Below are 13,417 nucleotides of genomic sequence, written 5' to 3'. Positions count from 1 at the left end.
TGAAGTCCTCACTAAAATAACGACTTGATCTAAATTGAAATTGTGAACGTTTCTTTTTCATAATAACCGTCTTTTGAATGTTTAGTGAAAATGTTCAAAAGCGGTCAACCTATTTCAGGACGGAACATGGCTACTTGCAAAACAAACCAGCTTTATTGATCATTGATTGAATCATTTTGCCAATCTCTGCATATTTGGATAGAAAAAATTGCTGCTGTTCTTCTGATATATACCCGCAATCAAAAGCTGTCTCGATCCAATGTTGTGTTTCCTGTTGCTCTCCATCCGCATCTGTTAGTTTACTGACAAAATGTTTTTCGTATCTTTTCTTTGCCCAACTTTCTGCTATCTGGGCGCCAATAGAACGGGACGATCTTCTTATTTGGTCAGTTAAAGAATATCTCTCTTCTTTGGGGAATGAGAGTGTCAATGTATAAATTTCAAGACTCATTTGTCTTGCCAATTTGTAAACTTCCAATTCTCTAGAACTACTTACAAATCCCATTTTTTAATTATTTGCAGGTCAACTGACCACTGCTTACTGATAAAAGTTCTCCTCAAAAGCCGTAAACTCCTTACTCTTAAGAATATTTCTCTTAAACCAGGCTGTGAGAAATCCGGAGCCATAGCCAAGTAACTGGGTAAGAGACGCGGGAATAGCCAGAATGGCGGGAATAAACTGCTTAAGCCCGATCAGCGCATCTAAAAAGAAGGCAACGGGAGGCAGAATAAACAGTGTCAGGAACAAGGGGTGCCAAAAGGCTAAAAACAGAAGCATAGGATATCCTATAGTGAAGAGAGAGGGCAACAGGTGGACAATTTTTGTTGTTCCCGGATGGCGGGCTTCAAGATTGATTCTGGCAATTCCGGAGTTAAAAACCTGCTTGAAGAATGATCTGAAGGTATTACGCCGTTTATGCCAGACCCATGCATCGGGAAGAAGGGCTGTTTGGTGGCCGGCTTCAATAAGCCGCATGCTAAAGTCCAGGTCTTCTCCAAACCGCATGTTTGAAAAGCCTTTTATTTCATGGAAAACATTGGCTTTAACGCCCAGATTAAAACTACGTGGGTAGAACTTGTCCAGCTTTTTGTTTCCTCCACGAATGCCGCCGGTTGTAAGAGGGCTGCTCATGGCATGCCCTATGGCTTTTTGTGTGGCGTTGAAGTCCTCATGCGCCCTGTCAGGCCCTCCAAAGCAATCGAATGGGGCATTTTTAAGTTTGTCAGCTACTTCTGAAGTGTAGTTCTCAGGTAATAAACAGTCGGAGTCCAGAAAAATAAGCCATTCCCCTGAAGCATCTTTTGCCCCGGTGTTCCGGGCGGGGCCGGGGCCTGTGTTTTCCTGAAGAATGTACCGTATTGAAAGGGACGATTTCCAGTGCTCAATAATGTCTTGTGAAGAAAGAGTAGAACCATCTTCAACGATAACCATCTCAAAATCTTTAAATGACTGATAAGAGACTGATTCCAGTAACTCGTCTATTTCCTGGGGACGGTTGTAAACCGGTATGATAAATGAAATTAGTGGCATTGATGGTTCTTTTTTTTCAAATATAGGATTTTTTGGAACCATATAAGGTTTATTGTGCATCAAAAAAGCCTAAACGCAAAGACGCTGTGACGCAAAGGTTCTAATTTGAGGTGGTTTGGAGTTTCCTTTTGTTTGAGTCCTTCGTTGAGATTTTGTAATCGTCTGATGTTTATTTACGTGCAATGCGTGGTAAGGTGCATGTTAGCAGTAATGTAGAAGTGGTCTTAAATCTTTTATCTATAAATCTAACGGTCTATTGTGCTTGTGTTGGGAGGGCAATAGTTTGTCGTTTCTTATGTCATTCTGAGCTTGTCGAAGAATCTTTTTTTGTTTGATAAGCAGATGTTTCGACTACGCTCAACATGACACACGCCTCTGGTTTATTGTACTTTTGAGACAGTTCGGTAGGAACAACAAAAAACGACCCCTAAAAAGAGGTCGTTTGTGTTTATCATGCTGGTGCATATGCTCTATCGCTCAAAGGGATTTTCCTCGAAGTTGCTCTCCTTGAGGGGTTCCTGGGTGGTTTCGGTAGAGGTATTGGATGTCCCGGCCCCACTTGTTAAGGGAGGGCCTGGAGGCTCCTCTTCACTTGGACTTTGCATCATCAGCGCAATATCTCTGTCGAGATAAATGGTTGAGAGCTCAGGTTTATTATATGTTTTTCTTCTTTTTTGTTCCATTAAGACCTTCAAGTAACTATATTAAAATACAGTTTTGAATGTATTGGTTCCTTCGGCCGACTCAACAATTAAAACAACCATTCCTTTTTGATCTACCGTTATGGTATTTCGGCTTTGTGGATTTAACCTTCCGCTTTTTAGAAGGCGGCCATTTATGTCAACCAATTTGAACCTTGGTTCAATTAATTTGCCAATATACGCAATAATTTCTGATTTGTTTGAATAAAACCATGTTTTTTCAATCGGCTCATTTATATCTTCGTTAGATGTGGCAGTTGCTTTTGAAATAATCAAAGAAAACCGGTCTTTTACATATCCTTCCGAGGTGACATCAAATTCGTAAGATGCACCACCTGATAGATCTGTATACTGGCCGTTGGAACGATCGAAAAGCATCACGCCCTGATCTTCTGAAAGGGTATTTAAAGAAAGAGATAGTTGACATTTGCCGGTAGCCGCAGAAAAGAAGCCAACAGGTATTTCGAGCTGTTCCTCATCGAAAGGTAAGCCGTTAATGGCCATTTTACTGTTATTGACAAGGGTGAATATTTCTACAGCAACGGTGCTGCCACTGACTTTCTTTTCAGTGTCAAACTTATCATTGCCTGCTGTTGCTTCGGGAACCAGTGCTACTGCAAACTCATCTTTTTGACCATTTAAGTTGGAAGCAAGTTTCAGCGATGGATATTTGGTTGATGATGCGGTTGATTTAAGATACGAATTCTGATTTATAGTCATTGCAGAGAGCGGGATATCCAAAGAGCCTGCTCCATCCGGATCATTTTCGTTTACTTTTACCCAAAAAGAATGGTTGGAAGGAATAATGCCTCCATTATCCTGAAGCTCAATAACCGTTCCGATGCCGGTAAATCCGTTATATGTGCCATAAATACCTGATTCATTAAGCCACAACCAGAAAGAGTTCTCAACGTCGGTTAAAGTTATCTGGCTCCAGTCTATTGACGCTGTAAAAGGATTGCCTACCAGGTTCCATCCAAGTCCGCCGTCGGCATTTCTTTCAACATTGATGGTTGTGTTGGCAGCTTGTGGAGAGCCAATGAAAGCAATGTCTGAAGGGTTGCGTGTTACATGGCCACGACCATTGGTGATAACATCAGCATCGTTGTTCAGGTATATGTAGCTGTTGGATGGATTGTCGTAATAGACTATAGCATCAGTGATGCCTGCTGCACCTTTAGTGGCTCCCGTTACCGGGGAAGCGATAAAGTAGTTGTCACTGGCTGCCGCATTAGAGATTTCCTGTTCTGCTCTAATGGTAGCAGGGAGCGTTCCACCTAATGGCAGATAGGAAGCATTAATGTCAGTGCCGGAGGCAAGTGTAAAGGTGCCGGACACTGAAAGGGAACCTCCGGTTTGTGTTAATGTTGCTCCGGGTTCCAGGTACAAGTCGTTTAAGGAAATATTATCCGATGAGGTGATGGTTGGATCATTTGTTGAACCTGCCGGGATTAAAACATTATAGTTGGAGTCGAAAGCTCCGGTTCCCCAGTTGCCTGAAGTAGCCCAATCGGTGCCTGAGTCACCAGACCATATATTTAGGTTTGAGGTGGAGAAATTCCAGGTTGCTGCATCGGTAATGCCTTCAAAATCATTGCCGGTTGCAGCTGACTCTACAAAACCTGTCGGAACTTGAACATAGTAATCATTCCCCTGTACCAAATCAGTGTGAGAAATTCTTAATTGATTTCCAATAATTCTAAGTTTTGTTGACGAGGAAATAAATGATTCGAAATCACTGTCATCTCCATTGTAAATAGTCATAGTTCCAGTTCCGCGTGCGATGTTTTCGGGGAAGGTAATTACCAAATCCTGGGGAAGAATGGCATCAGTGGCATCGTCAGATGGTGATAAGCTACTGAAGGCAAAGGTGCTTTCAGTCTCAAAGTTCCAGGTGTCCGTGCTACTAATTCCGCCGAAGTCTGCATCGGATGATTCTGATTTAACGAACCCTGCATCCATAAGAATATAATAACCTGAACTCAAAGCAAAGTCGCTATGGTCAATAATCAGTTGGTTATTGGAAATAGTTAATTTGCTGGTGGAAGATGCCGGAATAGTCTCAAAATCGCTGTCATCAGAGTTGTAAATGGTCATGTTTCCCGACCCTCTGACAATGTTTTCATTGAAAGTGACTACCAGGTCGTTTGTTAATGAAACATTGGTGGCATTATCGGTAGGGGAAAGGGCGGATATTATGGGAGGGTTAGGTGGTGCTTCGGCTGTGAAAGACCATTCTGTGGTTGAAGTAATTCCTGGGTAATCTTCATTTAAAGTGTTTTGAATTGCTCCGCCTTGGATTAATACATAATACTTTTGGTCATTATTTAAAGTTAAAGGAGAATTAATTATCAATTGATTAGAATTAATTGATAACCCTGGATCTGGAACTCCATCATTTATTGCAAAATAATCAAAGAACATTTCTCCTCTATCAGTTGAATACTTTATGTCAACATAATAAGTCCCCCTAGAGTTAAACTGAATATCCTCATCAAACGTCAAAGTCAAAGTTTTGTCAACTGGTACTCCGGTCGCCCCTTGAATTGGATCATATCCTGTCACTGAAGGTTGGGCAAAAGCATTGGTGATGCTGAACAAAAACACCCCAATAAGGCCAAGTTTAAGTAAATATTTTCTCATAGTAGTAAATTTAACCCTGTGTTTAACCATGTTCAAAAAAATGTTTTTGGCAGTTGTCAGAAAGCCAAAAAATGTAATGTCAGAAATCTCGATTGTTAGAAAAATAACGAATTAATAACAATAGTTTTCGATGTAAATTTATTAGTTTTTACGTAGATAGCCTACTGAAGGGTTCTTCGGCAGGGGGGTAAGTTGATGAAGGGGGATAAAGTGTTGATGAAAGGCTTGACTGTGTTCAGTAATCAGTGGTCAGTAATCAGTCTTCCGTTGGTCAGTCTTCGGTGATCGGAGATCGGTTGGTTTAATAAAGGATTGAAAACCTGAACGCTGAAAATGGGCAGGTCTGCCGGGTAAATGTGAACGATTTCAATCCTCCATATCTTCGTTTTTGTAAATTGAAACTTCGATGAAGGGATTAGTCCATTTGTGACCTTCTTCCTGATGCTTATTGTCTTCGCCAAATCCGTCAGTTTGGAGCTTTACACGAAAGGGATTCTTTTGGGAGCATTGTTCTTTTAATTGATTTTTGAAGTTGTCCGGAATTTTGTCCTCGTGTTTATTGAGTGTGTTCAGGCATTGGTCATACATTCTTATGTTTCTTAAAAGTTCGGCTTTCATAGCCGGTTTATCAATTGCTTCGCAATCCATGATTCGCAGCATCTTCTCCATGTTTTGGTACCATATGTCCTCCAGACAATGATCAAGGGGTGAGCTTTCTTCTCTTTTATTGTTAAGCCACCACCACAAGTGTTTTCTGGCCACAAACTCCTCTTTTAAATTAGCTGCAACGCCCCTTCGCAGAAAAAGCAAATAGTCTTTGATCTTAGTTGGTTTTCCCACGGGATTGGCAGGTGCAGAAAGAAAGGTTTCGGGGGGTGTTGTTTTTGTTTGGTTGGTTCCATGTGTTGCAGGTTCAATGGAGAAAATAAAACCACAAAAAGCACAATTGGTAATAGTTGTCGGATGCGTGATTGGGGATATGTCTGTTTGTCCGTCGGAATAGAAAAGCCGGGCTTTAAGGTTTTTGGGTAGAAAGAAATTCGTTCTGAATATATCCAGACACGCCGGACATTTAATTTTTTTTTCGATAAGGAGCCCTTGAAGGGGGGAGGGCTTTGGTGATGAGTGGTTCATGGTAAAGATCATTTGGTTATGGTAATTGGTTAAGTGTTTGGGATAAGTGTGTTATTATTGAAAAAACCAGGTTTTGATTTTCCGACTTGACCTTTGAATTTGGGAATAGCAGTTGATGGTGGATTATTGATCAACAGCTTGGGTTAAGAAATGAAATGTATTTGAAATGGACTTCTGAGTCAATACTCCGTTATCCCGATGGTTCGGGATTGTAAAAAACTGTAAAACAACTTTTTGGAGCTATGTGTAATTGCTTTAAAGATCCGTTTTATAAGCACTTTATGATTTATCTTGGCTGTAGTTTAAAAATGCGTTTTTGCCCTTAGACATTACATAGTGCAAGGCCTTGCAAGGACAAAGTCACCATATTAAAGTTAAAAGAGCATCATTGGTCCTCCTGAAAAGTAGTACCGAATTAGGTCTGGCGGATTCCGATCCGCCACCAGAGGTAAAACGGTGGATTGGCTTCGGCTCTGCCGCTTTTCCAGAAAGAATCCGCCGCGCCTGATCTTCCATTGGTAAGGTTCGATTCCCAAAACACGCAAAAATAAACTTAAGCCTTTATCTTAAATCTTAAATCTAAAAATCTAACAATCTGTTTCTAAGTAAATCTACAAAAAATGAAATGGATTTTTTAATGTTTTGGCATGAACGTTCAAATCTTTTTGGTGAGTGTGTTTTGATAATAGATGAGAGGAAGGTATGGCTTTGTTAAAGTGATTAAATTACTTAATCTCAACCTCAACCATAACCTCAATCTTTTTCAATCAACCTGGCCAGATAATCAAAATGCTCTCCCTCTGCAATTCGTTCAAAAGAAAAGCTATTTTTGTTAGCATGGTATTCTAACAGTTGATCATCAATGAAAAGCCATGGGAAACGTCTGCCTTTTTGGCGTTTGTAACTCATGCGGTATTCAACTTCTCCGTAGTATTTGTCATTAAGGTTTATCAGAATGCTGCCATCATCCTGAAGAAACAGGTAACGTAAGTCAGAACTATCTACCAGGATTTGCCCCCCCGGCTTGAGAAGGCTTTTTGCTTTTTCAAAAAACTTTTTCATCCTGCTTATGGAGCCTATAATGCCTGTTCCATTCATGAGCAAAAGTAAGGTGTCGTACTTTTCAGACTCTGGCAGTTCAAAAAAGTCTTCCTGTAATATTTCTTTAACGCCTCTTTTTTTCATGATTTCGCAGGCGCCGGGCGATATTTCCAGTGCTGTAACTTCAATGTTTCGTTCTTGCAACCATAAAGCATGTGATCCGGCACCTGCGCCAATGTCCAGAACCTTACCCCTGCATTCTGCCAGGGCTTTCTGCTCCAATACAGGCATGTCGGTATATGGTCGGAACAGATAATGGACGGGTATGTAATCCGTTTCTGCAATGTCACTCCAAACTTCAATTTTCAGATCTTCATCAGGATGATTGAAATAATCGCGGCAGGCATTCCCGATAATGTCTATATCGGAAGAATTTCTATGGTTTGATGTCTTCAATGCGTCGTTTTTTTGAAAAGGCAAAGTTAGTGTTTTTAAAAAAAAAGACCCGGACTATTTGATCCAGGTCTTTTTTCAGGCTACTTAACGGCCACCTTGTGTTTTTCCTTCCCTTTGTCTGAGACTATTGTAAGTATGTATATACCGGTTTGAGGTGTCTTAATGCGTTTGGTGGTATTGGGCAATAGTTCGCCCGTTTCCATTGAACGCCCACTGATGTCTGTAAGCGTATATTTCATGTTTTTTATGCCCGGAGTTTCAATAATGATGTTTTTCTCCTGTGTATAAATTCTGCACTTTTCGATTACCTCCTCAATCGGTTTTTCGGTGGTAGGTACTGATTGAACCACTTTAAGTTTAAATCTGGTCTCATTGGTTCCTGAATTGGCGACTTTAAACGAATAGCCTTCCTGACTCAGATTGTGTTCTGCGCCTGTATTGTTATCCGAAAGAATAAGTTCATCACCCGGTTGTAAATAGTTACTCTGCATTTGGAGAGTGTACGTTCCCGTTTTTCCTGCGGTATATCCCAGTTGGATCTCTTCTGAAAAAAAGGTTTCCGGAACGCTGTTGATGCAAAGTTTGTCATTGTTGCCATCGAGGGTGTAAATCTGAAGCACTTCGTTATTGTTGCTACTCATTTTGTTGGCATCATAGCGATCCTTCGTGAGCGATGCATCAGGTATATATGCTACAGCAGCTTCATCGTTGCCTCCTTCGGAAAGAGCAGCCAGTTTAAACCCTGGGTATTTAGCGCCCGATGTGGATTTTAGGTATGAATTGGTATTAACGGACAATGCATCAGGAGATAGTACCAGAGATCCTGTGTCGTTATCCTGCCCCTCATTTACCTTTACCCAAAAAGCATGGTTTGATGGAATTTTGGGATCTGTAATATTCACGGAATAACCTGACGGGTCGTTGTAAGCACCATAGCCTCCCTGATCTTCCAGATAAATCCAGAATGCATCCACAATGTTGTTTTTACCCAGACTGGTTGAAGTCCAGTCTATGGATGCTGTATAAGGATTTCCAATTAAATTCCATCCAAGTCCGGCAGGTGTTCTTACCAGGTCAATGGTTTGTCCGTTGGTTTTGATGGCACCTGAAAAAACCAGATTCTGTGAGCTTTTTCCTACATATCCACGACCTGTTGTCATGTTTTCTGTATCTCCCATTGCAATCCAGGAGTTGCTTGAATTGTCATAATAATAAAGCTGGTCATTCAGTCCTATACTGTTTTTAGTGGCTCCGGAAACAGGAGAGCTGATGTTGTATATATGTGTAAGATCGGTAATGTGTTGCTCTATTTTTACGCTATCGGTATTAGCAATGCTCAATGTACCGCCTGAATTAATGTATGAAGCATTGGCCGAGGTAGAGGATTGCAGACGAAATTCTCCGTTTACCGTCATTGTGCCTGCCGAATGGGTTAATGCTGCGCCTGGCTCAATATTTACATTGTATACGTTTTTGTTAGTGCTGACTTCAGGAAAAACAGAGGCTGAAGCCGGAACATAAATGCTGGTTCCATCGCTAAAAGCGCCATTCCCGCTACTCCAGTTATCTGTGTCACTCCAGTCTGACGGGTCGCTTCCTCCTCCGGTCCAGGTATTTAGTTTGTCAGTGGTGAATGTGCTAACAGTATTACCACTTTGCAAATTGCCAACTTCGTCTTCTATTGCTGACATTGTCAGGATGTAACTTGTTTCGGGGGATAGATCGCTATCAGGGTCCACCGTGATTTGGGTCGCAGCACCGTTAATGGTAGCTGTAATGCTTACCGGTGAATCATCGCTTTCAAGAACCAATGAGACCAGCCCGGTTACAGAAGTGTTGTCCACAATGGCACCCGATGAATATGCGGGTTCATCAAATGAAATGATCATATTTCCTGATTCTGAAAAATGAGTCGTCCCATCAGCCGGAAACATGGTTGAAACGGGAGCCAGTTTGTCAATTTGAAGGGTGGCGATATTGGAATACAACTCCTTTGTAGGGTTTTTAGCTACAGCATGTACCCAGTGGTATCCTTCAGACAATCCTGAAATATCAATTCCTGTATGGATGAATTCTGTGGTGACAGATAACGAGCCATTACCGGATGCATGTGCTGCCGTTCCTCCTGAATTCTGTCCGCTCATGATTTGCGTGATGGAGGGGGGTGTAGAGTTGGAGGTGACTACAAAGTAATAATCAGATTCCCTTGAGGTCATTAATGCTAAATCAATATTCGAAGGACTGATGCCGGAATAGTAAGGATACCCATTGCTCCATGCAGGTGGTTCAGGGAGTGTGGTAAATACCCATTCTGTAGTGCTGCTGATTCCGCTGAAATTAAAGCCTGTGGCAGATGACTTCACAAAACCGGCATCCATCGTTACATAAAGAGTTGATTCGTGCGGCATGCTGAGATTGGGGAAACGAATGGTGTCATCGTTGATTGTTAGATTTGTAGTTGAGGCTGCACTAACAGTTACAGCGTCACTGTCATCGCTTTGATAATGGATGACCATATTGCCTGTTCCCCGGACTATATCTTCATTAAAAATGAGGGTTAATACAGAATCTACTTCAATGTCAATGCTGTTATTGGCTGGTTGATAAGTTGATATTTGAGGCCCCGCCGGTGCGTTCAATGTCCACTGATCGGTTTGCGAGATACCTGTAAATTCCACCCCTGAGGCAACAGATTTTACAAAGCCCTGGTCCATTAAAACATAATAGGATGAATTTGGAGCGAAATCATCATGCGAAATGGTCAATTCATTATTTGTGATGGTTATATTTTCTGTATTCTCAACAGATATGTTTTGAAAAGATGTTCCCCCTGAATAAAAAATGCGGAACGATCCCGTGGTTCCTATTTCAATATTTTCACTGAAAGTTAGCGTTAGTGTTTGTGAAGCAGAAGTTAACGTACTGCCATTGGTAGGAGCATATGTATCAATTGAAGGAGGTGTTGCCGTTGTGAACCGCCACTGATTGACATCGGAGAAACCCTGGAATGGGACATCGGTTGAGGCAGAAGCAACTACTCCGCTTTCCAGAGTAACATAGTAGGTGCTTTCAGGATCAAATTCTGTGTGAGCAATTTGTAATTCGGAGCTGCTGAATGTCAACTGTCCCGCGTCGTAAGGGATATCCTGAAAAAACTGATCATCACCGGTTCTGATTTTTACGTACCCTGCTGATCCCCTTTTGATGTTTTCATCAAAGGTGAGTGTTAGTTTTTGATTAACAGGTGCTGATGTTTCTCCATTGAGAGGTGAGTAACCTGTTATGGTCGGCGCCCCACCTGTTGTGAAGCTCCAGCTCTGGTCACTGATGCCTTCCCAGGGTGTTCCTGTGGTTGCTGAAAGAATCAGGGAATTATCTATTGTAACGTAATAGCCGGTTTCCGGTGTTAAAGTGGCCTGATTGATGGTGATGGTGTCGTTGCTGACAGAGAGCTGACCGCTGTCCCAATTGATGGTTTCAACAACAGAGTCATCACTTGAAAGGTGAATGTTTACGGCTCCTGAAGAACCCAGGGTTATGTTTTCATTGAAATCTATTTCCAATGGTGAGGTGATTGAAACATTACCTGAAGCATTTGCGGGAGCATATGACTCAACTGTCGGGCCACCGGTTGTGGTGAATTCCCAGCGACTTGTTGAGCTGATCCCTTCTGCATCTATTCCCGTAGCGGTTGAGATTCCAAATCCTTCATCTGCCAGAATATAATAAGAGGTATTACCCCATAATGGGTTGTGATCAATCTGAATGGATGCATCAACTTCTGTTAAGAGGCTGGCGTCCGAGGTTGAGTTGATGGTTTGGAAGAGCTGGTTGTCTGATGACCTGTAGATGCTGAGGTTCTTGTTGTCACCCAACGAAATGTTTTCACTGAAATTAAGATTAAGTTGCTGGTTCCCGCTTACACCGGTATCTCCATCAGGTGTAAAACTGCTGATAGAAGGTCCGCTGGCTGTGGTGAAAGACCATGTAGATGTTCCGGTTACAGCATCGCTAGCTATAGCCGTTGTGTTCGAAACTGCAAGATCCTCATCAATGGTTACATAATAATCACTGCTTCCCGAAAAAGCATTATGGCTGATGGTTAACACATCATTTGTTCCATTAAGCGAAAATAAGTCGCTGTTGATGTCTGTGTTGATGGTTTGAAATGGTGTGTCGTCACTGTTGTAAATGATGATGTTTTTATTGCTTTGCAAAGAAACTGCTTCACTGAAACCAATAATCAGATCTTCATTGGCTATTACATCAATGGCGTTATCAGCAGGAGTATCGAAAGTCATTGAAGGAGCATCTGCAGTGTAGAAAGACCATTCCGAATTTCCGGTCATGGCATCTGAAGCAATGTTGTTGTCATTGGCTGTAACAACTCCTTCATCAATGTTTACATAGTAGTTGCTACCACCTTCAAAACGGTTGTGATTAATAGATATGGCGTTGGTTCCGCCGTCAAACGAAATTAGTGATGTGTTATCTGTACTTATGGTTTGAAATTCAGTGTCGTTACTATTGTAAATGGTAATGTTTTTACCACTTTGCATAGTCACATTTTCATCGTAAGTGATGACAAGGGTTTGATCTCCATTTACTCCTGATGGAGCTCCCGAAGGAGATAAGGAATAGATGGGCGGACCATCGGCAGTTGTAAATGTCCACTCCGTAGAACCATCAATTGAAGCCGACGCAACATTGCCTGACTGAGACGTTACAAAACCCTCCTCCACATCAATGTAAAAATCCTGAGTGCCGGTGAAGGCCTCATGGCTTATGGTCACCTGGGTGTTGGTACCGTCAATTGATATTAAACCTGCATCATCGGTGGTGTTGATGGTTTGAAAGAGTGTTCCGCCACTTTTATAAATGTGAAGGTTTTTGTTGTTGCCAAGGGATACAGCCTCATCGTAATTGAGAACCAGGGACTCTGATCCGGTAATACCGGTGGCTGAGTTAGTGGGCGATTTACTGGTTAATCCTGGTCGGGGAACTGTTGTGAATCGCCAGGTGGTGTTGTCTGTAATTCCGGGGTATCCAGTGCCATCATTTAATGAAACAATCCCATCAGGACTAATATTAATATAGTAAGTGGTTCCCGGATCTAAGTTGTTTTGAGGTGTTATTGATAAAGTCGCATCACTGATAGCCAGGCCTGCATCGGCAGTGCCTCCCCGAATTTGGAATTCTTCTTCTGGAAGGCTTTCTCCCTCTTTGTATATTTCCACATAATATCTGGTGGAACTACTGTTAAATGCAATATTTATATCAAATGTTAATTCTAATGTAACATCAAGTGCTACATCTGTTGCATCCTGGTCTGGTAAGTAAGTGTTTACACCAGGTGCCTGAGCTCTCAAATGAGCCGAGGCACTCATCCACAAAATAAAAATGGTCAGAAAAGGTAAAAACTTTTTCATACTTCATTAGTTTTGAGGAGTGGGGCGGGTTGGGTTCCGCGACGAACTCCGGGGTTACTTGTTATTTGTGACGAAATAATGATTTTATTTGATCAATGTACGAAAATTATTGATGAAAGGTTGCGGGAAATGTTCGTCCGTATCTGTCGATTTTTGATTTTATTGTAATTTGTTGAGCAAGATGGGGACCATTTGAAAATATTCTTCATGTTCACAAATAAAAAGAATTAAGATTCATCGGGAGTTTTATCGCAATAGATCGTTAGTCTAGATATTAGATTTAAGTAGCCCAGCCGTGCGGAAGCCGGAAGCTGGAGGTTGGAAGTTAGAAGCTGGAAACTTTCGACTATAAGAAATTTTGATTCTTTTTGCGGCATATTTAACAATAGATCGTTAGACTTTTAGATAAAAGTAGCCCAGCCGCGCGGAAGCCGGAAGCTGGAGGCTGGAAGTTAGAAGTTAGAAGCTGGAAACTTTCGAAG

The 13,417-nt window shown here is 41.7% G+C and carries 7 protein-coding genes; all 7 read right to left on the bottom strand.

Annotation, left to right across the window (positions count from 1 at the left end):
* Positions 1 to 130 precede the first annotated feature (130 nt).
* On the bottom strand, positions 131 to 505 hold the full coding sequence (locus DDZ16_RS20390; RefSeq protein ID WP_109266333.1) for a four helix bundle protein: 375 nt from the start codon (positions 503 to 505) through the stop codon (positions 131 to 133).
* Between the two features lie 33 nt (positions 506 to 538).
* On the bottom strand, positions 539 to 1,531 hold the full coding sequence (locus tag DDZ16_RS20385) for a glycosyltransferase (RefSeq protein ID WP_109266335.1): 993 nt from the start codon (positions 1,529 to 1,531) through the stop codon (positions 539 to 541).
* Between the two features lie 470 nt (positions 1,532 to 2,001).
* Positions 2,002 to 2,214 carry a hypothetical protein gene (locus DDZ16_RS20380; protein WP_109266332.1) on the bottom strand — a complete coding sequence of 71 codons (213 nt, stop codon included), beginning with the start codon at positions 2,212 to 2,214 and terminating at the stop codon, positions 2,002 to 2,004.
* A 21-nt stretch (positions 2,215 to 2,235) separates the two neighbouring features.
* Positions 2,236 to 4,875, bottom strand: coding sequence for an Ig-like domain-containing protein (locus tag DDZ16_RS20375; protein ID WP_158275724.1), 2,640 nt, complete (start codon positions 4,873 to 4,875; stop codon positions 2,236 to 2,238).
* A gap of 366 nt (positions 4,876 to 5,241) precedes the next feature.
* Positions 5,242 to 6,009 (bottom strand): hypothetical protein, encoded by a 768-nt coding sequence (locus tag DDZ16_RS20370; RefSeq protein WP_146192275.1) that lies wholly within the window; start codon positions 6,007 to 6,009, stop codon positions 5,242 to 5,244.
* A gap of 753 nt (positions 6,010 to 6,762) precedes the next feature.
* The gene (locus DDZ16_RS20365; RefSeq protein WP_109266334.1) at positions 6,763 to 7,506 is read right to left on the bottom strand and encodes a class I SAM-dependent methyltransferase; all 744 of its coding nucleotides are present in this window, start codon (positions 7,504 to 7,506) and stop codon (positions 6,763 to 6,765) included.
* Between the two features lie 80 nt (positions 7,507 to 7,586).
* A complete protein-coding gene (locus DDZ16_RS20360) occupies positions 7,587 to 12,935 on the bottom strand; it encodes an Ig-like domain-containing protein (protein ID WP_109266329.1) in 5,349 nt (1,782 codons plus the stop codon).
* Positions 12,936 to 13,417 lie beyond the last annotated feature (482 nt).

Origin of the sequence: Marinilabilia rubra (genome assembly GCF_003121985.1) — a bacterium.
GTDB lineage: Bacteria > Bacteroidota > Bacteroidia > Bacteroidales > Marinilabiliaceae > Marinilabilia > Marinilabilia rubra.
Note: the sequence above shows the minus strand (reverse complement) of the source record. Positions and strands in the feature narration are given on the sequence as shown.